This window comes from Shimia marina, assembly GCF_001458175.1.
GTDB lineage: Bacteria > Pseudomonadota > Alphaproteobacteria > Rhodobacterales > Rhodobacteraceae > Shimia > Shimia marina.
This window is the reverse complement of record NZ_CYPW01000027.1, coordinates 185,933-209,145: the sequence shown is the minus strand read 5'-3', so window position 1 is coordinate 209,145 and position 23,213 is coordinate 185,933. Positions and strand designations below refer to the sequence as shown.

Here is a 23,213-nt window from a genome sequence, read left to right as displayed (position 1 = left end):
TCAGACGTTGAGAATTTCCTGCGGCAAAGACCGCTCCACAGCCTCGCGTCCCTGCGTTTCATAATACTGCCAGAGCGTCTCGATCAACTGCGTGAATGGAATGGCCTCATTGTGAAACAGCGCCACATCATCGCGCTGCTCAAACTCCATATCGAGGGCGTCCATCACCCAACGCTTCAGGGGCAGTTCAAATTGATTGTTGCCCAAAGCCCCCTCTGCACGGGCCAGATCAAAATCATTCAATCCAAGCATTTCGGCCACTTTGATCGATAGATCACGATAAACATAGGCCGTCGGATGCGCTTTCACATGATGCAGCCGCGCCTTGCGCCAGTTGTCGCTGTAAAATCCAGACATGGCGATATCATAGTCAAAGCTCTCTTCGCGCGTGCGAAACTCATCCACAGCACGGTCCATCTGCGCCAACAGCTCTGCACGGCTCATAAGCGGCTCTTCATGATAGAACCGCGCGGCCTCTTCCACCGAAGCCCCTGCCGCAAACAGCCGCACCAGAGCTTCATCTTCGGTCCGCCCAAATGGATAGGCATTATCCCAGACACATGTGCGCTCCAACGCGAACTGCCCGGAGAAATGCAGTGCAGGAATGGTAAAAAGCTGTTTTCCCTGCGTGGCACAAAGCGCTTTGAGATTATCATATTTGACCGCATCTACGGGTGAGCGCACGATGGGCTGCGCCACAATGACATCCGCTTCATCAATGACCTTGGCCGCATTCTCTGCATCTTGAGCGGTCAACAAATGTACCTGAATTGGACGTAAAAAATGAAACCGCGCATCAAAATCAGCTGCCCCAGGCTTAAGAAAACGCCAGAACAGCGCTGGCCCCTGACAATTGGTGATCGACAATAATTTCATCATATACAACCTCAATTCAAATACCCGCGCCCGAAAGCGACTTAAGCCTGCAATTAGGTCAATCTATACGGAAGCCAAAGCCGCAAGGAAAGACGCGAAGCGCGAAGGCTGCTACACTATCCGGCGCTGACCCACCTGTGATCCCTGTTACAACCTTTAGATGCTAGGTTCATCCCATGGTCGACTTCATCAACCTCTATCAACTGCCTTTGATCCTGCTTTGCTTTGCTATTGGCAGCATCGGTGCGCTGCTGCTGTTCAAGTTCGCCCATCGATCAAAGGCATGGGAGGTCGCCGATGTCATTTGGGTGGCCCTTGGTGGTCTCGGCGCGGTTGTTGCTATTGCTGTCGGGATCTATCAGGATGATAGCACAGCCCTCAATCGTCAGGTGACCGTGGCCTATACCGCCAGCCGCGCCTTTGATGCTGATGCCGCCCGCTTCCGCCTGCGCTACTGCGTGGGGTCAAAAGACGCGGATTTGATCAAGCTCTGCGAAAAGGTAGAATATCTTTCCGCCAGCTCCGCAGGCAACACCGCCTTGCCGCTTTTTGTCTCTGTTACCGAGCGCACGGCACCTCTTGAGGGGTTCACACTGCTCTTTGGTCGGGCACGTGAGCGTGCTGCGATGGAAAAGGCCGCCGCCGAGCTGGAGGCCGCAGAGTTTCTCGCATTCGACACCCGCGACGTGCCAACAGTGATGGCCCTGGAACATCTGGAACCCACCCGCCCGGAAATTGCCGCAGACTATCGGGTTTTGGCTCTGACCTATGACGCACTCATCGCTGAGATCGAGAGCCTGCGTAGAGCATGGGACGTCCTTCAATCGGGCCGTGCCCTTCTCATTTTACAGTCCATTGCTGTTTGCCTCGTGGCCTTTGCCGCGCCATTTCGTCTTGGGCGTACAATTGACGGGCTGGTGTAATTTCTCACCTTGTTCACGAAAAAGGGGCTGCTAACGTCGTGACATGCGCATCTGGCCCTTTGTTCTCTCACTCGCTCTGATCTCCTGCGGCCGCAGTCTCACGGAAGGTGAGAAAGCCTTCATCGCCGATGTCCAAGGCGAGACGCTGAATACGACTCCGATCCGCATCAGTCAAAACGCGCCGCTTGGCGTCGCCACTTTCACCTATCAGAAACGCCCACGTCTGGCCTGTCGGGAGCGGATCAACCCGGAGCCCAAAGAAAAAACCATCACGGCCTCCGCCGCAGGTGTTGTGCTTTTCAACAAGCTCTTCACCTCAGAAGGCTGGTCCCTGCCCGATTATCTGCCAGAGTATCCGGAAAAGCTTCATATGAGCGCCGCATTGTTCTTTGCTCATGAGATGACACACGTCTGGCAATGGCAACACCGGGACGTCACGGGATATACTCCATGGCAGGCAGCTCAGGAACACAAGCGCGGCGTCGACCCTTACCAATTCGAGGAGTCATCCGCCGAAACGTTTTTGGACTACGGCTATGAACAGCAGGCAGCGGTTGTCGAAGAGTACCTCTGCTGCGCATTGCTTGATCCCGAAGCGCCCCGCACAAACCGCCTGCGCAACTTGCTTGACGACCATTTCCCCGTGGACGACTTGCCTCAGGTTCAGGCCGTCACCCTGCCGTGGGATGGCGTGAAGATCGAGGGGATCTGCCGTTAGTGTTGTCGGTCTTTTCACCGACAAAAACAAACGTGATACCGATGCAATACTGACGCGATACAGACGATAAACAGCGCGTAAAAAAGGGGGCCATTGCCCCCCTTTTCATTTATACCCGAATGCACTGTCCGGGATCAGCTGACGCTTACCACCCGGTGGTGTCCATTCGCTTTCAAAACAGGCCGTACCTTCCTTCTGGAAATACAACACCTGAATGTCATACCACCCCGCTTTCGGCACGTTTACCTGAGGTCGACCTGCGCTTGCACAAGCGGTAACTTTATCCAGCTTTCCAACGGTTTGCCCGCTGATCCAGATCTGGGCACCGTCATTTGTATAGAACTCGACACCATAGGTGCCCGCAGCCGGAAATTTGATGTAGCCATTCACCATAGCAGACACCAATATAGACCGCCCTGAGGTGAGAACTTCCGCATCTTTCCCTTTATCCGGATAATTCAACCCAGCCAAAGGCTTACCGGGCTCGCCAAAGCGCTCAATGCGGCGCTTTGCTGGCCCCAGAGTACGCACTTTCCGATCATTGACCGCATAGACCACGGACAGACCTTGCTTAAGCCCTGTCGGCTGTGGATCGGCTGGTGTCAGATTAATGATCTCCGCAGAAGCTGTTGTGCCAACAAACAATGCAGCAGCCGCCAAGATCTTGCCCAAAAGTGACTTCACTTTGAGTTCCCCCTCAAAATTATTCCTTCAAAATCAGCCTAGAAGCATAGTTTGAGCAGGGCAAGTAACAGTTCCAAAACGCATCAATTGCCTCGCAAACAGACGAGTTAACAAAGTGAACTGCCTGCCACTTTGCAAAAATCGCGCCAGTTCGAAAACGCAAAATCGTGTGGAATTTCTGATACAGCGGACTTTCTGTAACCTTCGGTAAACAAAGCAAACTTCGCACCTGCACTGACTGCGGTTTGCGCGTCAACTTCACTATCCCCAACATAAAGGACATCCGCCATGGCAACTTCCCCCACAACAGTTGTGAGAGGCAATGGATCGGGTTTTCTTACGGGGAGCGTATCGCCCCCGACCACAGTATCAAAAAATCTTTCCAATCCAGTCGCTTGAAGCACGTGGCGCGCTGGAACTTCTGGTTTGTTGGTACAAACAGCGAGCGCAATCCCGCGGTTTTTCAGATCCTGCAAGCTTGCAACGACGCCATCATAGACCGTCGTGTGCGTGTAATCAGAAGTGCTGTAAATCTCCAAAACACGCCGCGTTAAACGCTGAAGATCACTCTCTTTAAGACTAAAATGGGCAATCACACGCTCCACTAGCGCAGGTAAACCGTTACCAACAAAAGAAATTACCGTAGGAAGATCCAGAGGTGGCAAAGCCTCTTCCTTAAGCATCTGATTGACGGAGACCTGTATGTCTGCGGCACTGTCCACCAATGTGCCATCCAGATCAAAAACAACCATCTTCAGCATTCTGCAGTCCCTTGATTTTCTCAAAGGCACAAGAGCAACCTTCTGTAGAAATGGCAAGGCAGCCCAATCAGCTGCTCGCGTCCCTGAACCAAGCCACAATGGCACGCCGTTCTTCTGGCTCCATCCAACTGACATTTGCAGGGGGCATCGCCTCGCTCACGCCAGAGTGCAAATAAATCGCGCGGGCCGCAGCGGCGATCTCGGTCGGGGTTTCAAGCAGAACATTCTTCGGTGCACGATGGATACCGTCATAGCCAGGCTCGCGCGCATGGCACATGGAGCACCTGCCCAGGACAATATCTGTCACATTTTCAAACCCTTCCGCCTCTGCAAACATCTGCTCAGATGCGGTCATGGCACGCGCTTCTTCGTCCTCAAGATCACTTTGGGACAGCGGCGCAGTCGACAGCCACATAATGAGGATAAACAGGATCGCCGTCACCAACCATGTCCAATACGGAGGTTTGTTATGTGCATGCATCGTGTTGAAAAAATGCCTGATGGTGACGCCCATCAGAAACACCAGTGCCGCAATGAGCCAATTGTATTCGGTGGCAAAAGCCAAAGGATAGTGGTTTGACAACATTAGGAAAACCACAGGCAGGGTCAGATAGTTGTTATGGGTGGAACGCAACTTCGCGATCTTGCCATACTTGGGATCAGGTGTGCGCCCTTCCTGCAAGTCTTTCACCACAATGCGCTGGTTCGGCATAATAATGAAAAACACATTTGCGGTCATAATGGTTGCGGTGAATGCGCCAAGGTGCAGCATCATGGCGCGTCCGGTGAAAATTTGATTGTAGCCCCAGCCCATTGCTACCAGCAGCCCGAACAGCAAAACCATCAAGATGGTCGGGTACTCGCCTAGGGGAGATTTACAAAGAAAATCATAGACAAGCCAGCCAATGCTTAGGGAAAGCGCCGAAATGAAGATCCCTTGCCAAAGCGCCAACTCCGCCTTGTTCTGATCAATCAGATAAAGCTCTCCGCCCGCCCAATAGACGATCATCAACAGCGCAGCTCCGCTGAGCCACGTCGAGTAGCTTTCCCATTTGAACCACGTCAGATGCTCAGGCATCGCTTCCGGTGCCACAAGAAATTTGCGGATGTGGTAGAACCCACCTCCATGCACCTGCCACTCCTCGCCATGCGCCCCAACTGGCAGGTTCGGGGCTTTGCGCAGACCGAGATCCAAGGCAATGAAATAGAATGAAGACCCAATCCATGCGATTGCCGTAATCACATGCAGCCAACGCACCGCAAAGGCCATCCAATCCCACATGATTGCAAATTCATTCATAGCTATCTCTCATTTTAGTTGCTGCCGCACGCTAGCGTCCCTCGGTTTTCTTCTCTATCGTGAAAAACTCCGAACAGCTTCAAGAATATCCTGAAGATAGCTAAAGACAAAACCATGTCCTACATCGACAATATCCGCACATTTGTGCGCGTTTACGAACTGGGCAGCATGTCTGCGGCCGCCCGAGATCAACGCATTTCAGCTGCGGTTGCCTCCTCACGTATTTCGCAGCTTGAGGATTATCTGAGTGTTCGACTGTTTCATCGCACAACGCGGCAGCTCAATCCCACAGAACAGGGCAATACATTTTACGAGGGAGCCTGCAAGATCTTGGCGGCGATTGATGAAGCGGAAGCCGCCGTCAACTCCATCACACAAAGCCCACGAGGCCTTTTGCATATCGCAGCTCCGCTGGGCGTGGGGCGACGACTGATTGCGCCGCTTATACCTGAATTTAAAAAGGAATTCCCTCTGATAGACCTTCGACTACGTCTCTCAGACCGCAAACTGGATCTGACGGCCGAAGGTCTGGATGTCGCGTTTTTCCTTGGCGTGCCAGAAGACAGCACTTTGCGCATCAAGAAGATTGCTGACTGTCCGCGCCTACTCTGCGCCGCCCCTGACTACATAAAGCGACGCGGCCTACCAGCCTCAGCCCATGAGCTCACCAATGGTACGCATGACTGTCTAAATCTGCGCTACCCCGGCGCGCCAGAGTTCCAATGGCCGCTTCAGACCGAGGACGGCCTTCAAAGATTTGCCGTCAAAGGTCCATTTGAGTCAGATGATGGCGATGTGCTGACAAATTGGGCGCTGGATGGATATGGGATCACGCTCAAACCGGCCTTTGAAATTGCCGAACACCTCTCTTCCGGCGCCTTGGTGCCAGTACTTCAAGAAACGCCGCCCATCCCCATCCAGATGGCGCTGCTCTATACACATCGACGCCATCAGGACCCGAAAACACGGCTCCTGATCGACTTTATGGCCCCACGCGTTCAAGCAGCTCTGCTTGCCAGCCAACCTGACAAAGACACTTAACTCCCTCGGTAGGTGGAATACCCGTAAGGCGACAGCAAGAGTGGAACATGGTAATGCGCCTCGGCATCCGCCATTCCGAACCGGATGGGGACCTCATCCAGAAACAGAGGCGCAGCTCCTGCTTGCCCTGTCGAGCGCAGGTAGTCACCGCAATAGAAGACCAACTCATAAGATCCTGTTTTAAAATCGTCTTTGGGCAAAATCGGCGCATCAGTTCGGCCATCGTCGTTGGTGACCGTCTCGGCAATTTTGTCGCGGGCGTTTTCCGTGAGTCGATAAAGCTCAATACGAATGCCCTCTGCGGGCAATCCTCGCGCGGTGTCCAAGACATGGGTTGTCAAATATCCGGCCATGTTGCGTCCTTCCATATTTTGTCTTTTTCTAACGCGCCTGCATACCGTTTGAGCAGAGCCACAGTGCCAACAACTCTTTCATGAATAAAAAGAAAGTCCTACGTATTTTCTTTAGATAGAACATAATGACAGAATTCCGAGGGAGCCATCCACGTGACACGTTACGTCCGCAACATGCGGGGCTACGGCCCCAATGCACCGCATGCCGCCTGGCCAAATGGTGCGAAAATCGCCGTTCAATTTGTGCTCAACTATGAGGAAGGTGCAGAAAACTGTGTGCTGCACGGTGACGCCGCCTCAGAAGCGTTTCTGTCAGACATTCCCGGCGCGGCACAATGGCCCGGACAACGCCACTGGAATATGGAATCGATCTATGAATATGGCGCGCGTGCGGGCTTCTGGCGCTTGCATCGACTGTTCTCTGGCGCCGATATTCCCGTCACGATCTATGGCGTGGCACAGGCCTTGGCCCGCAATCCCGAACAAGTCGCGGCCATGAAAGCCGCGGATTGGGAAATCGCCAGCCACGGCCTCAAATGGGTCGAACACAAAGACATGCCCGAAGCCGAAGAACGCGCCGCCATCGCAGAAGCTGTGCGATTACATACCGAAGTGGTCGGTGAACGCCCAAGAGGCTGGTATACGGGCAGATGCTCTGAAAACACCGTGCGTCTGGTCGCAGAAGAAGGTGGCTTTGACTATATTTCTGACACCTATGATGACGATCTGCCTTATTGGCTGGAAGTTGAGGATCGGGATCAACTGATTATCCCCTACACGCTTGAAGCCAATGATATGCGCTTTGCCACCGCCCCCGGCTGGGTCACCGGGCAGGATTTCTACACCTACCTTAAGGATGCCTTTGACGTGCTCTATGCCGAAGGCGAAGACGGCGCGCCCAAGATGATGTCCATTGGGTTGCATTGCCGTCTTGTGGGGCGCCCGGGAAAACTCGCGGCTTTGAAACAGTTCATTTCCTACATTCAAGGCTTTGACAGCGTCTGGACGCCACGACGGCTGGAGATTGCCAAACATTGGCAAACAACGCACCCCGCTGCCCGTATGGAGCGCCCAAGCCAAATGGACAAAGCCCGGTTTATCGAGCGTTTTGGCGGTATCTTCGAACACTCTCCATGGATTGCAGAGCGGGCGTTTGAGTTGGAACTCGGCCCCGCCCATGATTGTGCCGCAGGTGTTCACAATGCGCTTTGCCGCATGTTCCGCTCAGCCAGTGAAGAAGAACGCCTAGGCGTTTTGCTGGCGCACCCCGATTTGGCCGGAAAACTGGCCGCAGCCGGGCGCTTAACCACTGAAAGCACATCAGAACAGGCGAGCGCGGGCCTGGACATGTTGACGGATGCAGAACGCGAAAAATTCACCACACTCAACTCCGATTATGTCGCAAAACATGGTTTCCCATTTATCATCGCAGTACGGGATCACACCAAAGCCTCTATCATGGCGGCTTTTGAAACACGTATCGCCAATGACAGCGAGGCGGAGTTTGACGAAGCGTGCCGTCAGGTAGAACGCATCGCGGAATTCCGTCTGCTGGACGTTCTGCCATGACGCAAATCCAGGTTCGTACTCTGACCAAAGAGCTGTTCGCGCCCTTCGGAGACGTGATCGCATTGAAGGACACTGCGGATAAAATCATCAACCAAGGCATGTGCGGGCGCCACCACGATCTGGCAAAGCTGGATTTTGGCCCTGAAGGTTGCGCCGGCATTTCCCTGTTCAGTGCGACGCCACGCAGCCTCCCTTACACACTCGACATGGTTGAGCGGCACCCGGAGGGGTCGCAAGCTTTCATACCGATGAGTGAACATGCATTTCTGGTCATTGTTGCTGAAGATTTGGGCGGACAACCCGGAGTGCCGCAAGCATTCCTTACCGCACCGGGACAGGGCATCAACTTTCACAGAAATACATGGCATGGCGTTTTAACGCCGCTCTCCGCGCCCCGCCTCTTTGCCGTTGTGGACCGTATAGGCGATAGCGCGAACCTAGAAGAATTTTGGTTCGACACGCCCTATGAAATCGTGTCGGATTAAACGCTAAGATCAGGGAAACCCTGATCGAAAGCCATAAAGCTGTTCAAAGAAACAGCAGGGCGCAACGACCGACAGGAGAAGGAAAATGGCTGATACAGCTACAACGACACTAATCAAAGGGACCTATTCAGACCCGAACATCACTCCCCCATTGGGGCAAGCGATCCCTCTCGGGTTTCAGCATGTCTTGGCAATGTTTGCCTCCAATGTGACGCCATCAATCATCGTAGCAGGTGCCGCAGGGCTGGCCTTTGGCGGACCTGAGCAAATCTACTTGATCCAGATGGCAATGCTTTTTGCAGGCATTGCGACTCTTTTCCAAACAGTAGGCATCGGCCCCATCGGTGCGCGCCTGCCGATCATGCAGGGGACAAGCTTTGCCTTTGTAGGCGTGTTGGCTGGCGTCGCAGCGACACAGGGGCTGAGCGTTGCACTGACCGCATGCATCATCGGCGGGATTGTCCATTTTGCTTTGGGATCTGTCATTGGAAAATTGCGGTGGCTTTTCCCACCACTGGTGACCGGCCTCGTCATTTTGGCCATTGGTCTCTATCTGATCCCAGTCGCAATCAAATATGCTGCAGGTGGCGCAGCGTCTTTCCAGATGGAAGCTGAGAGTTTTGGCTCCCTGAAACACTGGTCTGTGGCTCTGACTGTGATCGTGGTGGCGTTGGTGCTCAAGTTTTACACAAAGGGAGCCCTCTCCAGCGCCGCTATTCTTGTGGGACTTTTGGCCGGCTACATGCTTGCCTTTGCCCTCGGGATGGTCAGCTTTGCAGCCGTCAGAAAAGCCTCATGGATTACCGGCATCACCCCACTGCCATACGGGTTTGAATTCAGCTTTGGCGCCGTCATTGCTGTGACGCTGGTGTCTGTTGTCTCAGCAATTGAAACCGTCGGCGATGCTTCCGCCACAGCCAAAGCGGGCGCAGGGCGTGATGCAACCGACGCAGAAATTCAGGGGGCAACCTATGCCGATGGCCTTGGCACTGCCATCGCTGGTGTTTTTGGCGGTTTGCCCAACACCTCCTTCTCTCAAAACGTTGGGATTGTTGGTATGACCGGCGTTATGAGCCGCCATGTGGTGACAATTGGAGGGCTTGTGCTGATCCTATGTGGCTTGATGCCAAAAATCGGTGCTGTCATCGCCTCCATGCCACTTCCTGTTCTGGGTGGTGGGGTCATCGTGATGTTTGGCATGGTGGCCTCAGCAGGCTTGAACGTCCTGACCGAAGTCGAGATGAACCGTCGCAACATGGTAATTATTGCCGTTTCTCTGGCAGTTGGCCTCGGGCTCAATCTTGTTCCAACAGCCGTGCAATACCTGCCGGGTGTGGTGAAAACGCTCATGACGTCTGCGGTGGCACCGACGGCACTCTGCGCCATTGTACTAAATTTGGTACTGCCACAAGAAGATAGCTAGCCCTCGACAGGCACAGAACACTCTCAAAGGGGGCCCTCGGCCCCCTATTTTTTTGGCCAATTGCACACTCATTTAAGCCAAATTGATCTACTCGCCAGCCCTGCACCCGACGCATGGGACCCATGCAATTCACGCCCTAGCCTTTTTGTTTAATATTAAACTATAAAGGGGAAAACGCGGATTTCAGTGGAGGAGACGCCGCATGGCGAATGAATTTCCAGACATCGACCCGGTAGAATCCCAAGAGTGGCAAGACGCCATTGAGGACGTGATCGCACGGGACGGACCGGACAGAGCGCACTACCTGCTTGATAAAGCAGTCCAACAGGCCAGAGCGGCCGGTGCGACGCTCCCCTTCTCAGCGACGACCCCCTACCAAAACACCATTCCAACCGATGATCAGGAAGACTTTCCTGGCGATCTGGATATGGAATGGCGCATTCGCACCATCAACCGCTGGAATGCGATGGCAACAGTGGTGCGCCGCAACAAAGAGAGCAGCGAATATGGCGGCCACATCGCCTCCTTCGCCTCCTCCGCGGTGATGTATGATATAGGGTTGAACCATTTCTGGCGCAGCAAGTCAGCGATTCATGGCGGTGACCTCGTGTTCTTCCAGGGGCACGTGATTCCCGGCATTTACGCACGCTCGTTTATGGAAGGCCGTCTGACCGAAGAGCAGCTGGAAAACTTCCGCTCTGAAGTGAACGGCAAAGGTCTTTCCTCTTACCCACACCCTTGGCTGATGCCCGATTATTGGCAGTTCCCAACGGTATCCATGGGCCTCGGCCCTCTGATGGCGATCTATCAGGCCCGGTTCATGAAATACATGCACAACCGCGGCCTGATTGATATGGCTGATCGGAAAGTCTGGTGTTTCCTCGGCGATGGTGAGATGGACGAACCAGAAAGCCGTGGCGCGATTGACCTTGCCGTGCGTGAAGGCCTCGACAACCTGATCTTTGTGGTGAACTGCAACCTGCAGCGTCTGGATGGCCCCGTGCGCGGTAACCACAAAATTGTGCAGGAACTGGAAGGCGACTTCCGCGGTGCGGGCTGGAACGTCATCAAACTGCTTTGGGGCAAAGGCTGGGATGAACTGCTGGAGAAAGACACCTCCGGCAAGCTGCGTCAGTTGATGGATGAAACCGTTGACGGTGACTATCAGACCTTCAAATCCAAAGATGGCGCCTACATCCGCGAGCATTTCTTTGGCAAATACCCAGAAACGGCGGAACTGGTCAAAGACTGGACTGATGAACAGATCTTCGCCCTGCGCCGTGGCGGCCATGACCCACAAAAGGTTTACACCGCATTCAAACGCGCTACAGACACCAAAGGCATGCCAACCTGCCTGCTGATCAAGACCGTCAAAGGCTATGGTATGGGCAGTGCTGGCGAAGGCCAGAACACCACCCACCAGCAGAAAAAAATGGCGGAAGATCAACTGCGGGCTTTCCGGGATCGGTTTGAGATCCCTGTGAGTGACGAAGATCTGCCCAAAGCGCCGTTTGTCAAGCTCAACAACGCGCAAAAGGCCTACCTCGCAGATCGACGTAAAGCGCTTGGCGGCGAGTTCCCGAAGCGGGAAACCAAATCCGCCAAGATGGAAATCCCTGCACTTGATAAGTTTTCCGCGCAGCTCAAAGGTACTGGTAAACGTGAGATCTCCACAACCATGGCCTTTGTGCGTATCCTGACCACACTCTTGCGGGACAAGCAGATCGGCAAGAACGTTGTGCCCATCGTGCCAGACGAGAGTCGCACCTTTGGTATGGAAGGCCTGTTCCGCTCTGTTGGGATTTATAACCCTGAAGGGCAGAACTACACGCCCGAAGACGCCGACCAGATGATGTATTATAAAGAATCGACCTCTGGTCAGGTTCTGCAGGAAGGTATCAACGAGGCCGGTGCCATGGCCGATTGGATTGCGGCGGCAACGTCCTATTCCAACCATGGCGTGCCGATGATCCCCTTCTTCATCTACTACTCCATGTTTGGCTTCCAGCGGATCGGCGATCTGGCCTGGGCGGCAGGCGACAGCCGGGCGCGCGGATTTATGCTCGGCGGCACCGCAGGGCGGACCACGCTCAATGGTGAAGGTCTGCAACATGAGGACGGCCACAGCCATATCCTCGCAGGCACCATTCCAAACTGTGTCAGCTATGATCCAACCTTCCAGCACGAAGTTGCGGTGATCGTGCAGCATGGCCTGAAACGCATGTATGAAGATCAGGAAGATGTGTTCTTCTACCTGACCCTAATGAACGAAAACTACGTCCATCCGGATATGCCAATGGGTGTGGAAGAGGAGATCATCAAAGGTCTCTATCGCTTCCAAGAGGTGAAGAAACCGACCAAGAAGCATGTAACGCTGATGGGCTCTGGCACCATTCTTGTGCAGGTCATGAAGGCCGCAGAGATGCTCAAGGAAGACTTTGGTGTGACTGCTGAAATCTGGTCTGCCACGAGCTTCAACGAGCTGGCACGGGATTGTCAGGATGTGGCCCGCCACAACCGCCTGAACCCGCTGGCGGAGCCAAAAGTGTCCTTTGTTGCGGAACAACTTGCCAAAGCAAAAGGTCCGGTGATCGCCGCGACAGACTACATGAAAAACTACGCAGAGCAGATCCGCACCTGTGTGCCGGGCCGCTATACGGTTCTGGGTACAGACGGTTTTGGCCGCTCTGACAGCCGCGTAAACCTGCGCCGCTTCTTTGAGGTGGATGCCAACCACATCGCCGCAGCTGCCATGGTGGATCTCTACCGCGACGGCTCTGTGACCAAGAAAGACCTTGAGGCCGCCTTGAGCAAATACGACATCGACGGCGCCAAGCCGAACCCGCGCCTGGTGTGATCGGGATTTCAGGAGGAAAATCAAATGACTGTTGAAGTAAAAGTTCCCGACATCGGCGATTTCTCGGATGTGCCGGTTGTCTCTGTTCTGGTCAGCCCCGGCGATGTGGTTGCCCTCGAAGACCCTTTGATCGAAGTGGAAAGCGACAAAGCCACAATGGAGGTGCCCTCTCCTGCTGCGGGCAAGGTGCTAGAAATCAAAGTGGCGGAGGGCGACACGGTCTCCGAAGGATCGCTGGTTCTTCTGTTGGAAGCAGAAGAGGCGGCACATGCACCAAAAGCTGAGGCAGCTCCGACGGTGGCACCAACTGCAGCGCCCGCACCCGCGGCTCCTGCCCCCGCCCCGGCAGCTGTAACAGACGCTGGATTTGGCAAAGCACATGCCTCCCCGTCTGTGCGCGCCTTTGCACGTCAGCTGGATGTGGATCTGGCCAAGGTCAACGGCTCAGGCCGCAAAGGCCGCATTCTGCGCGAAGACGTCACCGCCTTCCTGAAGTCCACCACAACAGCGGCAGCGCCTGCTGGTGCGGCGCAAGGCGGCATGGGCATTCCACCGATCCCAGCGGTGGATTTCTCCAAATTCGGTCCCACCGAAGATGTCGACATGCCCCGGATCAAAAAGATCTCCGGCCCGGCCCTGCACCGCAGCTGGCTCAACATTCCGCATGTCACGCACAACGAAGAAGCCGACATCTCTGAGCTGGATGGCTACCGCCGTGAGCTGGATGCACAGGCCAAGCAAGACGGCTACCGCGTCACGCTTTTGTCCTTTGTTATCAAAGCCTCTGTCTCTGCGCTGAAGCAGCACTGGGAAGTGAACTCTTCGCTGCATCCGGACGGTGACAAGCTGATCAAGAAGGATTTCTACAACATCGGCTTTGCAGCGGACACGCCCAATGGTCTGGTGGTTCCGGTGATCAAAGATGCGGATCGCAAAGGCATCATCGAAATCTCCAAAGACCTGATGGAGCTTTCCGCCAAGGCCCGCGAAGGCAAGCTGAAGGGCGACGACATGTCCGGCGCGACCTTCACCATCTCCAGCCTCGGCGGCATTGGCGGCACGTCTTTTACCCCGATTGTGAACGCGCCTGAAGTGGCCATTCTCGGCCTGACCCGCTCCAAAATGGCGCCGGTCTGGAACGGTGAAGAGTTTGAGCCACGCCTGATGCAGCCGCTGTCTCTGAGCTATGACCACCGTGCGATTGACGGCGCTCTGGCGGCGCGTTTCTGTGCCACGCTGAAGCACCTGATGAGCGACGTGCGTCGCCTGATGCTCTAAGGGAGGACTTCATTATGGACGTCAAAGTACCTGATATTGGTGACTTTTCCGAAGTTCCCGTTGTTTCCGTTCTGGTCTCTGTTGGCGACACCGTCGCCGCAGAAGACCCGCTGATCGAGCTGGAAAGCGACAAGGCCACCATGGAAGTGCCTTCCCCTGCCGCAGGTGTGGTGAAAGAAATCAAAGTCGCCGAAGGCGACAATGTCTCTGAGGGCAGCCTGATCATCGTTCTGGACGCCGAAGGCGCAGAAGAAGCTCCTAAGGCCGCAGCTCCGGCGGCGCCCGCAGCACCACAAACCGTGGCCGCGACTGGCACCGCAACAGGTGCCGGTGATGTGCATGCCGAAGTGGTGGTGCTGGGCTCTGGCCCTGGCGGCTACACAGCAGCCTTCCGCGCGGCGGATCTGGGCAAGAAAGTTGTGCTGATTGAAAAAGACAGCTCCCTTGGTGGTGTCTGTCTCAACGTGGGTTGTATCCCCTCCAAGGCGCTTCTGCACTCGGCGAAAGTCATCACTGAAGCAGAAGAAATGGGCGATCACGGCATCAGCTTTGCCAAGCCTGAAGTCGATCTCGACAAGCTGCGCGGCTGGAAAGAAAGCGTTGTGAAACAGCTCACTGGCGGCCTTGGCGGTCTGGCCAAAGCCCGCAAGGTGCAGGTTGTGAACGGCTATGGCAGCTTCACCGGCCCCAATATGATCGAAGTGGACAAAGACGGCGTAAAATCCACCGTCAGCTTTGACCAATGTGTGATCGCGGCAGGGTCTGAGCCTGTCACCCTGCCCTTCATTCCGCATGACGATCCGCGCGTGATCGACAGCACCGGTGCGCTGGAGCTGGAAGACGTGCCAGAGCGCCTTCTGGTGCTGGGCGGCGGCATCATCGGGCTCGAGATGGCTACGGTTTATGACGCACTTGGCTCCAAAGTGACCATTGTCGAGTTCATGGATCAGATCATTCCCGGGGCTGACAAGGATGTGGTCAAGCCGCTGCACAAGCGGATTGAAGGGCGCTATGAGGCGATCCTAACCAAAACCAAAGTCACTGCGGTTAATGCAACGGACGCTGGCCTTGAGGTCACCATGGAAGGGCCCAAGGGCGAAGTGGTTGATACTTTTGACAAAGTTCTTGTTGCGGTGGGCCGTCGCCCAAATGGTGCAAAAATCAACGCAGCTGCCGCTGGTGTGGCAGTGGATGAACGTGGGTTCATTGCGGTGGACAGCCAGCAACGCACTGGTGTGCCTCACATTTTTGCCATTGGCGATGTGGTTGGGCAACCCATGCTGGCCCACAAAGCGGTGCATGAAGGCAAAGTCGCCGCAGAGGTGGCCGCAGGGCACAAACGCCATTTTGATGCGCGGGTGATTCCCTCGGTGGCCTACACTGATCCAGAGGTTGCCTGGGTGGGTGTCACCGAGACACAAGCCAAGGCCGAAGGGTTGAAGGTTGGCAAGGGTGTCTTCCCTTGGGCTGCCTCCGGCCGGTCGCTCAGCTTGGGCCGTTCTGAAGGTCTTACAAAGTTGATTTTCGACGAAGAATCTGAGCGCGTGATTGGTGCTGGCATCGTTGGGCCAAACGCGGGTGACCTGATTGCCGAGGTGGCGCTGGCCATTGAAATGGGCGCAGATGCGGTGGATCTAGGCCATACCATTCACCCGCACCCAACGCTGAGTGAGACAGTGAATTTTGCCGCAGAGATGTTTGAAGGCACGATCACGGACCTCATGCCGCCCCGCAAGAAAAAGTAAGCGACACCCTGTGTTCGCCGGCAACAAAACGCGCCTTAGGGGCGCGTTTTTTCTTGAGAACATCTCAAAAGGTTAACACCCTCGCGGTTGTAAAAAACCGCTGCGGTTTCACGTCGGTATCCCAACGGTATCGCGGCGGTGAAGAGATGCGCCATACACGCAAAGCGAGAGATTAATGCGGCGCGCGGCACGCAACAGCTTCACGGCATCGCAGCAACAGGCCAAACACCATCCCTGCGCGCCCCTCCAGCCCTATTTCCTCCCGCTCCGCACAGCGGAGCCGGGCCCAAGGCGGTGAAGGGGCCGTCAGGCCACAAACCCGGCGCGGGAGCCCTGCCGTTTGCGTCACAGCGGCCACATCATAGGAATGAGCACCGAGGCCAGCAAACCAATCGACAGGTTGAGCGGAATACCCACACGCATAAAATCGGTGAACTTATAGCCGCCGGGCCCAAACACCAGCATGTTGGTCTGATATCCAATCGGGGTGGCGAAACTGGCGGAGGCCGCCACCATCACCGCAATCACCAGTGGGCGGGGATCCACGCCAATGGCCTGAGACAAACCTACGGCAATTGGGGTCACAACCACGGCCACGGCATTGTTTGACACAAGTTCCGTCAACACAGAGGTCAGCAGGTAGATTGCCCACACCAGCAGGAAGGGCGGCAGATTCTGCAAAGCTGGGGCAAGGCCGTTCACAATCAGCGACACCGCCCCGGAATGCGACAGCGCGGCACCAATGGCCAGCATGGCAAAGATCAGCGACAGCAAGCGCCCATCCACAAACGAAAATGCCTCATCCGCATCAATACACCGCGTCAGTAACACAACGGCCACCGCCAGAAGGGACAAGAGCAGAATGGGTGCAAGCCCCAGTCCGGCCAGCACCACAACCCCTGCCATCGCACCAAGCGCAATTGGCGCATGGCCGCGGCGGTATTCCCGCTCTGACGGGTGCGAGACATCCACCATATCCATATCCGAAGACAGACGCTGAATGTCTTCCGGGGCGCCTTCAAGCAGCAGCGTGTCCCCCACGCGCACCACCAGCTGATCAAGCTGCTGACCGATGTTCTGATTGCGACGGTGCACGGCCAGCGGATAGACACCATAGCGACGGCGCAGGCGCAGCGAGCCAAGGCGGCGCCCCACCATACGACAGCCCGGCGTGATCAGCGCTTCGACCGTGGTGGTTTCCACAGCGCCCACCTGATCCAGTCGCTTGAGTGATTTGTTGCGCTGCAAACTCAAAAGCTCGGTCATTTTGGTGCGCAGCACCACGCGGTCGCCCACCTGAAGCGTTACGTCTTTGAGGTTGCGGCGCAGCGAGGTGTCGCCACGAATCACGTCAATCAGGCGCACTCCGTCGCGTTTAAAAAGCTGCACTCCGGAGACTTCGCGCCCCACAAGGTTGCTTTCCGGCGGGATCACCGCTTCGGTGAAGAACTTCATTTGGCTGCGGTTGGAGAGCATGTCCGCCATGCTGGCCCGTTCCGGCAGAAGCCGCCGACCAAATACATAAAGATAGAGCATGCCCCAAGCGACAAGGATGATGCCAAGCGGGGTGACCTCAAAGATGCTGAACGGTGTCAGCCCCTGCTCCCTTGCAACCCCATCTACCAAGAGGTTTGTCGAGGTGCCGATCAGCGTCAGAGTGCCGCCCAAGATGGCGGCATAACTGAGTGGAATCAGAAGCTTGGACGCAGACGTTCCCAAGGTACGTGCCAATTGGGTGAACACGGGGATCATCACCACAACCACCGGCGTGTTGGACACAAAGGCCGAAGCGACGATCACAAACACCAGCAACATGACAATGGCCACGGCCGGGCGCTTCTGCGCCTGCCCATCAGCCAGTTGCGTGAAAGCCGAAAGCGCGCCAGTCCGCACCAGCGCCCCCATGACGATGAACATGGCCGCAATGGTCCAAGGTGCCGGGTTGGACAGGACACCCAGCGCCGCCTCATAGGGCAAGACCCCCAGAAACAGGAGCAGCGCCACGCCGCCGATGGCCACCACTTCAGTCGGGTAGACTTCCTTCAGAAAGAGCACAAACATGCCCGCTACGGTCAGCAGGGCCAGAACAGCCTGTGTGGTTTGAGAAAACGCAAAAAGATCCATAGTTGTCCTGCTCTTGTCAGCGGAGAAGTTCTACCATGGCCCTCAAGTCGAACAAGCCATTTTCGCAGTGACGCAGGAGCAAAGCACGTCCAACGGTGGTGCGCATGCGGTGCTCTGAAGGATTTGAGCATAAGTCGGGCATCGCGCGCCAACATCCGTGGCGCGCGTGGTCGTGATTGGCCTGGCAAGAAAGAATCGATGAAAGATCCGCGACAGAAACTCAGGAGGCTCAGGCAGGCCCGGCCTGACTCAGCCGCCCGCCTTGACGCACCATTTCGATACGGGTTGCCGCGCCGGTGCGGTCATCGGTTTCTACATAGACACCTGAAAGCGTCGCCTCCCCCAATGCCGGGGTGAACCGCGCTTTGGGCATGCCGGTGACAAAGCGGCGCATGGGTTCTGCCTTTTCCATGCCAATGACCGAATTGTAATCACCACACATGCCAGCATCGGCCTGAAAGGCGGTGCCGCCGGGCAGGATTTGCGTATCTGCGGTTGGCACATGCGTGTGGGTTCCCACCACAAGGCTCACGCGGCCATCGCAATAATGACCCATGCCCATTTTTTCAGACGTGGCTTCGCAGTGCATATCTACAATCGCCGCCTGCACCAGCCCGCCGCGCGGATGGGCCCGCAGCACTTGATCGACCGCTGAGAAGGGATCGCTGTAGGGCTGCTTCATAAACACCTGTCCCAGCGCCTGTGTCACCAGCACTTTACGGCCACCGCGCGCCTCAAACACCCGAAAACCCTTGCCGGGCACATCGCCGCGCGCATAGTTCAATGGGCGCAGGATACGTGGCTCAGATTGGATGAACTGCATCATGTCTTTCTGGTCAAAGGCATGATCGCCAAGTGTAATGCAATCTGCCCCGGCCTCCAGTAGCGCTTTGGCATGCGCCCCTGAGAGCCCCATGCCGTTGGACGCGTTCTCGCCGTTCACCACGACAAAATCCAACCGCCAAGCTTCCCGCAGCTTGGGAAGGCGTTCCATCACAGCCGCACGTCCCGCGCGGCCCATCACATCACCGAGGAAAAGTATCTTCATGGCACACGGTCCTAGGCTCCGGCGCAGCGCTTGGCAAGGGCATGGCCTCAGATCTTAGGGATGATCATGCGTCAGGATCACAGCACTTGTCCCTTTCCCCCAAGACGTTATCGTGGGGGAAATATCTCAACCGAGGACAAATAAAATGAAAGCGATGATGACAATTGCCGCTCTGGGTGGGCTTTTGGTGCTGGGCGCCTGTCAGGATCAGGTCTATGCCAATGACCCCACGAGTGCTGCCAATCCTGCTGCAAGTTTTTGCGTCAATCAGGGCCACAGCTATGAGATCCGTCAGGGTGCAGACGGCAATCAATATGGCGTCTGCAAATTCAAACAGGGCGGCGAGCAGGATGCCTGGCAGTATTTCCGGGAAAATGCCACGGGCGCAAACCCGGACCTGAGCGCCACCCCGGACGCTCCATCAGGGGCGTGAAAACTCGATCACACGGCTTTCCGTGATGATCATGTTCAAAGGCTGGTCGGTGGCCTCCAGAGGCAGCCCGGCCGCCTCCTGCGCATCAAAGGCAAAGCCAATCGCCAAAGTGGCACGGCGGGCGCGCAGGCGCTCCAGCGTGCGGTCATAAAAGCCGCCGCCATAGCCCAGTCGCCCGCCGTTCAGGTCAAAGCCCACCAGCGGCACAATCACGATTTCCGGATCAAAATAGTCATCCACAACCGGCACCTGCGCCCCAAAAGGCCCTGCCTTAAGCGCGCCATCCGGCTCCCAGCGGGAAAACTCCAGCGGCGTGGCTTCGGCCTGAATGACCGGCACGCCCACCGGGCCATGTGCCGCTGCCTCGGCCATGGCGGCCAGCGGAGAGATCTCCGTGCGGATCGGCATATAACCCGCCAGCGGCACGCCGCGATAACCGGCAAGCACTTCGGAGAGATGGGCGGACTGCCCGGGGCCAGCATTGGCAAAAGCCTCTTTGCGACGGGCAAAGGCCGCCTTACGGGCGGCGGCTTTCTGTTCGATGAGATCCATCAGGCAGTCTCCAGATCGTAGGAAAAAATGTGTGTGTGACAACGGGCGCGCAGATCAGAGCAAGACACGCGCCGCAAGCCCCAAGAACAGGAAGAACCCCACAACATCGGTCACCGTGGTGACAAAGGGGCCAGAGGCCAAGGCCGGGTCGATATTGGCTCGATCAAGTGCCATGGGAATGAGAATGCCGCCCAGCGCGGCGGCGATCTGTGTCAGAAGCATCGCCACGCCAATCACCACAGCCAGCATGGGCACGCCAAACCAGAGCCCAGCCACCAGCGCCATGATAAAGCCAAAGAGCGCTCCATTAAGCGCGCCAACGGAAAGCTCCCGGCGGATCACCCGCCAGGCGTTTTGTGCGGTCAGGTCTTTGGTGGCCAGTGCGCGCACCGTGACCGTCATGGTCTGTGTTCCTGCGTTGCCCCCCATGGAGGCCACAATCGGCATCAGCACCGCCAGCGCCACCATCTGATCGACAGTATCGGCAAAGAGGTTGATCACACCAGAGGCCAGAATGGCGGTGAGCAGATTCACAAAAAGCCAGGTGGCCCGGCCTTTGGCGGCATCCAAAATGGTGTCTGACAGGCTGGCCTCATCGCTCACCCCGGCCAGACGCAGGATGTCTTCTTCGTGCTCCTCATCCAGCACCGCCATGGCATCATCAATGGTGATCACCCCCACCAGACGCTCATCGGCGTCCACCACCGGGGCAGAGATCAGGTGATACTGGTTAAACGCATAGGCCACATCCTCTTCGTCCTGTGTGACGGGGATGACCTGAAACACCTCTTCGACAATGGATTGCAGCGGCAATGTCCTGCGTGAGGACATCAGTTTGCCCAATGTGATATTGCCCACAGGTTTCATCCGCGGGTCCACCAGAATCATATGATAGAATTGCTCTGGCAGCTCTTCAGCATTGCGCAGGAAATCAATCGCCTCCCCCACGGACCAATGCTCTGGCGCACAGACAGTCTCGCGCTGCATCAAACGGCCAGCGGTGTTTTCCGGATAGCTCAGCGCCTGTTCAACGGCGACACGATCCGCGTCTTCCAGCTGATCCAGAATGGCTTCCTGCGCCGGTTCATCCAGATCTTCCACGAGATCCACGATGTCGTCACTCTCAAGCTCGCGCACCGCTTCGGCCAGCACATCCGGGCGCAGGATGTTCATGACCTCTTCGCGCAGGCCCTCATCCAATTCCGAGAGGATCTCCCCGTCAAACTCCGCGCCATAGAGCTGTACCAGACGACGCCGGTCAAACGGGTTGATCTGCTCCATCAGGTCGGCGATGTCTGCCGGGTGCAGCGGATCCATCAGCTCCAGCAGCGTGGCACGGTCTGCGGCTTCCAACGCATAGAGAATGCCCGCCACCACACGTTTGTTCAGCGCGTAGTCTTCCACGTCCTGATCTTCCATAAAATCTGTCGCGGTTTGATCGATGGCTTGGGTCATGACACCTGCTCTCTCGTCTGGCCGCAAATGGGCATCTGCTCTGGAAGGACATCGCCCCGGCAAGGGCTTGGACTTGCGCCGGACCATAGTTTAAAGCTGACAAGGAACTCAATGGGATGCGACGGTTTTGCTCTCAAAAAAGGCCGCTTTTTGATATTGTCTGCTTGTTCTGCGCTCCCGGCCCGATCTGCACTGGAGAGATGTGATGCCCGCCCCCACCCTTTTGCTGGGTCAGACCCTGTCTTTTGTGAAAAACCCCTTTGCGGCCCCGCTGGAAGAGGCCGTGCGTCATCACCGCCATGGCGGTGTTTTGATCACAGCTGGCAAAATCACAGAGGTGGGTGATGGCGCAACACTGAAGGCCGCTCATCCGCAGGCGGAAGTGGTGAACTATGGTGACAAGCTGATCTGTGCGGGCTTTGTAGACGCGCATGTGCATTATCCCCAAACAGGCATTATCGCGAGTTGGGGCAAGCGGCTGATTGACTGGCTCAACAGCTACACCTTCCCCGAAGAAATGCGCTTTGAGGATCCGGTCTATGCCGCAGAGGTTGCAACCCGCTACCTTGATCTTAGTGCGCGTCATGGCGTCACCACCATGGCCAGCTACTGCACCATTCATCCGGAGTCTGTGACAGCGTTTTTCTCCGCAGCGCAGGCGCGTGGTCAGCGTGTGGTGGCGGGCAAGACCTGCATGGATCGCAATGCCCCGGAGGGCCTGCGCGACAGCGCCCAAAGCGCCTATGATGACAGTAAAACCCTGATTGACCGCTGGCATGGGGTGGATCGGCTCAGCTATGCCATCACGCCCCGGTTTTCGCCCACGTCAACCCCGGCGCAGCTTGAGGCGCTTGGCGCGCTCTGGGCGGAGCGGCCGGATTGTCTGATGCAGACCCATCTGAGCGAGCAGCTGGATGAAATTGCCTGGGTGAAGGCGCTGTTTCCGCAGGCGCGGGATTATCTGGACACCTATGAGCAGTTTGGTCTGCTGGGCGCGCGTGGCATCTATGGCCATGCGATCCATCTGGAGCCACGTGAAAAAGACCGGCTGCGCGACATAGGCGCTGGGCTTGTGCATTGCCCAACCTCCAACACCTTTATTGGCTCTGGTCTGTTTGACATGAAGGGGCTGATAGACAATGGACACAGGGTCGGGCTGGCCACGGACACCGGTGGCGGATCGAGTTTTTCCATGCTGCGCACCATGGCCACGGCCTATGAGGTGGCACAGCTGCGCCATCACCCGCTGCATGCCGCAGAGCTGATGTGGCTGGCCACACAGGGCGCGGCACAGGTGCTGCATCTGCAGGATCAGATTGGGAACCTCGCGCCAGGACTGGAGGCGGATCTGGTGGTGCTGAATCTGGCCAGCACGCCCGATATAGCCCAGCGCAGCAAGCGGGCCGAAGATCTCTGGGAGGCGCTGTTTCCCACACTCATGATGGGGGATGACCGCGCCATTGCGGCCACGTGGATTGGTGGACGCCACCACGACGCCCAATAGGCTGACACCGCGGCCTGAACGCCGCCCATTCAGGCCGCAGGCCTGCGCGAAGCCCGCCGCCGGAGGCGCCGGGCTGAGACATCT

20 protein-coding genes are annotated in these 23,213 nt (G+C 56.5%); 11 read left to right on the top strand and 9 right to left on the bottom strand.

Annotated features, from left to right (window positions below; translation table 11 throughout):
• Entirely contained in the window at positions 1 to 879 is an 879-nt protein-coding gene (locus SHM7688_RS13720) for a WcbI family polysaccharide biosynthesis putative acetyltransferase (protein ID WP_058240507.1), read from the bottom strand.
• 173 nt (positions 880 to 1,052) lie between these two features.
• On the opposite strand from SHM7688_RS13720, the gene SHM7688_RS13715 reads away from it, so the two are divergent.
• Positions 1,053 to 1,799 (top strand): hypothetical protein, encoded by a 747-nt coding sequence (locus tag SHM7688_RS13715; RefSeq protein WP_058240506.1) that lies wholly within the window; start codon positions 1,053 to 1,055, stop codon positions 1,797 to 1,799.
• Positions 1,800 to 1,842: 43 nt separating this feature from the next.
• On the top strand, positions 1,843 to 2,517 hold the full coding sequence (locus tag SHM7688_RS13710) for a hypothetical protein (RefSeq protein ID WP_058240505.1): 675 nt from the start codon (positions 1,843 to 1,845) through the stop codon (positions 2,515 to 2,517).
• 105 nt (positions 2,518 to 2,622) lie between these two features.
• Here SHM7688_RS13710 and SHM7688_RS13705 read toward each other — a convergent pair whose 3' ends face one another.
• From SHM7688_RS13705 to SHM7688_RS13695, 3 genes are all read right to left on the bottom strand, one after another.
• Complete coding sequence (locus tag SHM7688_RS13705) at positions 2,623 to 3,201, bottom strand: PA14 domain-containing protein (protein WP_144432588.1); 579 nt, start codon at positions 3,199 to 3,201, stop codon at positions 2,623 to 2,625.
• A 107-nt stretch (positions 3,202 to 3,308) separates the two neighbouring features.
• On the bottom strand, positions 3,309 to 3,962 hold the full coding sequence (gph, locus tag SHM7688_RS13700; RefSeq protein WP_058240503.1) for a phosphoglycolate phosphatase: 654 nt from the start codon (positions 3,960 to 3,962) through the stop codon (positions 3,309 to 3,311).
• Between the two features lie 67 nt (positions 3,963 to 4,029).
• The gene (locus SHM7688_RS13695; protein WP_058240502.1) at positions 4,030 to 5,262 is read right to left on the bottom strand and encodes a urate hydroxylase PuuD; all 1,233 of its coding nucleotides are present in this window, start codon (positions 5,260 to 5,262) and stop codon (positions 4,030 to 4,032) included.
• 114 nt (positions 5,263 to 5,376) lie between these two features.
• Between SHM7688_RS13695 and SHM7688_RS13690 the strand changes: the two genes are divergently transcribed.
• Entirely contained in the window at positions 5,377 to 6,303 is a 927-nt protein-coding gene (locus SHM7688_RS13690; protein WP_058240501.1) for a LysR family transcriptional regulator, read from the top strand.
• Here the strand turns inward: SHM7688_RS13690 and uraH are convergent.
• Complete coding sequence (uraH, locus tag SHM7688_RS13685) at positions 6,300 to 6,656, bottom strand: hydroxyisourate hydrolase (RefSeq protein ID WP_058240936.1); 357 nt, start codon at positions 6,654 to 6,656, stop codon at positions 6,300 to 6,302. The genes SHM7688_RS13690 and uraH overlap by 4 nt on opposite strands.
• 153 nt (positions 6,657 to 6,809) lie before the next feature.
• Between uraH and puuE the strand changes: the two genes are divergently transcribed.
• The 6 genes from puuE (at position 6,810) to lpdA (ending at position 16,013) form a co-directional block, all read left to right on the top strand.
• Complete coding sequence (gene puuE / locus SHM7688_RS13680) at positions 6,810 to 8,225, top strand: allantoinase PuuE (RefSeq protein WP_058240500.1); 1,416 nt, start codon at positions 6,810 to 6,812, stop codon at positions 8,223 to 8,225.
• The gene (locus tag SHM7688_RS13675; RefSeq protein WP_058240499.1) at positions 8,222 to 8,710 is read left to right on the top strand and encodes an ureidoglycolate lyase; all 489 of its coding nucleotides are present in this window, start codon (positions 8,222 to 8,224) and stop codon (positions 8,708 to 8,710) included. The genes puuE and SHM7688_RS13675 overlap by 4 nt, the downstream gene beginning before the upstream one ends.
• 85 nt (positions 8,711 to 8,795) lie before the next feature.
• A complete protein-coding gene (locus SHM7688_RS13670; RefSeq protein WP_058240498.1) occupies positions 8,796 to 10,133 on the top strand; it encodes a uracil-xanthine permease family protein in 1,338 nt (445 codons plus the stop codon).
• Positions 10,134 to 10,335: 202 nt separating this feature from the next.
• Entirely contained in the window at positions 10,336 to 12,990 is a 2,655-nt protein-coding gene (gene aceE, locus SHM7688_RS13665; RefSeq protein WP_058240497.1) for a pyruvate dehydrogenase (acetyl-transferring), homodimeric type, read from the top strand.
• Between the two features lie 24 nt (positions 12,991 to 13,014).
• Complete coding sequence (gene aceF, locus SHM7688_RS13660) at positions 13,015 to 14,268, top strand: dihydrolipoyllysine-residue acetyltransferase (RefSeq protein ID WP_058240496.1); 1,254 nt, start codon at positions 13,015 to 13,017, stop codon at positions 14,266 to 14,268.
• A gap of 14 nt (positions 14,269 to 14,282) precedes the next feature.
• Complete coding sequence (lpdA, locus tag SHM7688_RS13655) at positions 14,283 to 16,013, top strand: dihydrolipoyl dehydrogenase (protein ID WP_058240495.1); 1,731 nt, start codon at positions 14,283 to 14,285, stop codon at positions 16,011 to 16,013.
• A 345-nt stretch (positions 16,014 to 16,358) separates the two neighbouring features.
• On the opposite strand, the gene SHM7688_RS13650 is transcribed toward lpdA, so the two are convergent.
• On the bottom strand, positions 16,359 to 18,137 hold the full coding sequence (locus SHM7688_RS13650) for an SLC13 family permease (protein WP_058240494.1): 1,779 nt from the start codon (positions 18,135 to 18,137) through the stop codon (positions 16,359 to 16,361).
• Between the two features lie 229 nt (positions 18,138 to 18,366).
• Entirely contained in the window at positions 18,367 to 19,185 is an 819-nt protein-coding gene (locus tag SHM7688_RS13645) for a TIGR00282 family metallophosphoesterase (RefSeq protein WP_058240493.1), read from the bottom strand.
• Positions 19,186 to 19,330: 145 nt separating this feature from the next.
• On the opposite strand from SHM7688_RS13645, the gene SHM7688_RS13640 reads away from it, so the two are divergent.
• A complete protein-coding gene (locus SHM7688_RS13640) occupies positions 19,331 to 19,618 on the top strand; it encodes a putative hemolysin (RefSeq protein ID WP_058240492.1) in 288 nt (95 codons plus the stop codon).
• On the opposite strand, the gene SHM7688_RS13635 is transcribed toward SHM7688_RS13640, so the two are convergent.
• Positions 19,607 to 20,170 (bottom strand): 5-formyltetrahydrofolate cyclo-ligase, encoded by a 564-nt coding sequence (locus SHM7688_RS13635; RefSeq protein ID WP_370733437.1) that lies wholly within the window; start codon positions 20,168 to 20,170, stop codon positions 19,607 to 19,609. The two genes, SHM7688_RS13640 and SHM7688_RS13635, sit on opposite strands and share 12 nt — an antisense overlap.
• A gap of 54 nt (positions 20,171 to 20,224) precedes the next feature.
• Positions 20,225 to 21,625 (bottom strand): magnesium transporter, encoded by a 1,401-nt coding sequence (mgtE, locus tag SHM7688_RS13630; protein ID WP_058240491.1) that lies wholly within the window; start codon positions 21,623 to 21,625, stop codon positions 20,225 to 20,227.
• A gap of 205 nt (positions 21,626 to 21,830) precedes the next feature.
• Here mgtE and guaD point away from each other — a divergent pair, with 205 nt between their 5' ends.
• Entirely contained in the window at positions 21,831 to 23,129 is a 1,299-nt protein-coding gene (guaD, locus tag SHM7688_RS13625) for a guanine deaminase (RefSeq protein ID WP_058240490.1), read from the top strand.
• Positions 23,130 to 23,213 lie beyond the last annotated feature (84 nt).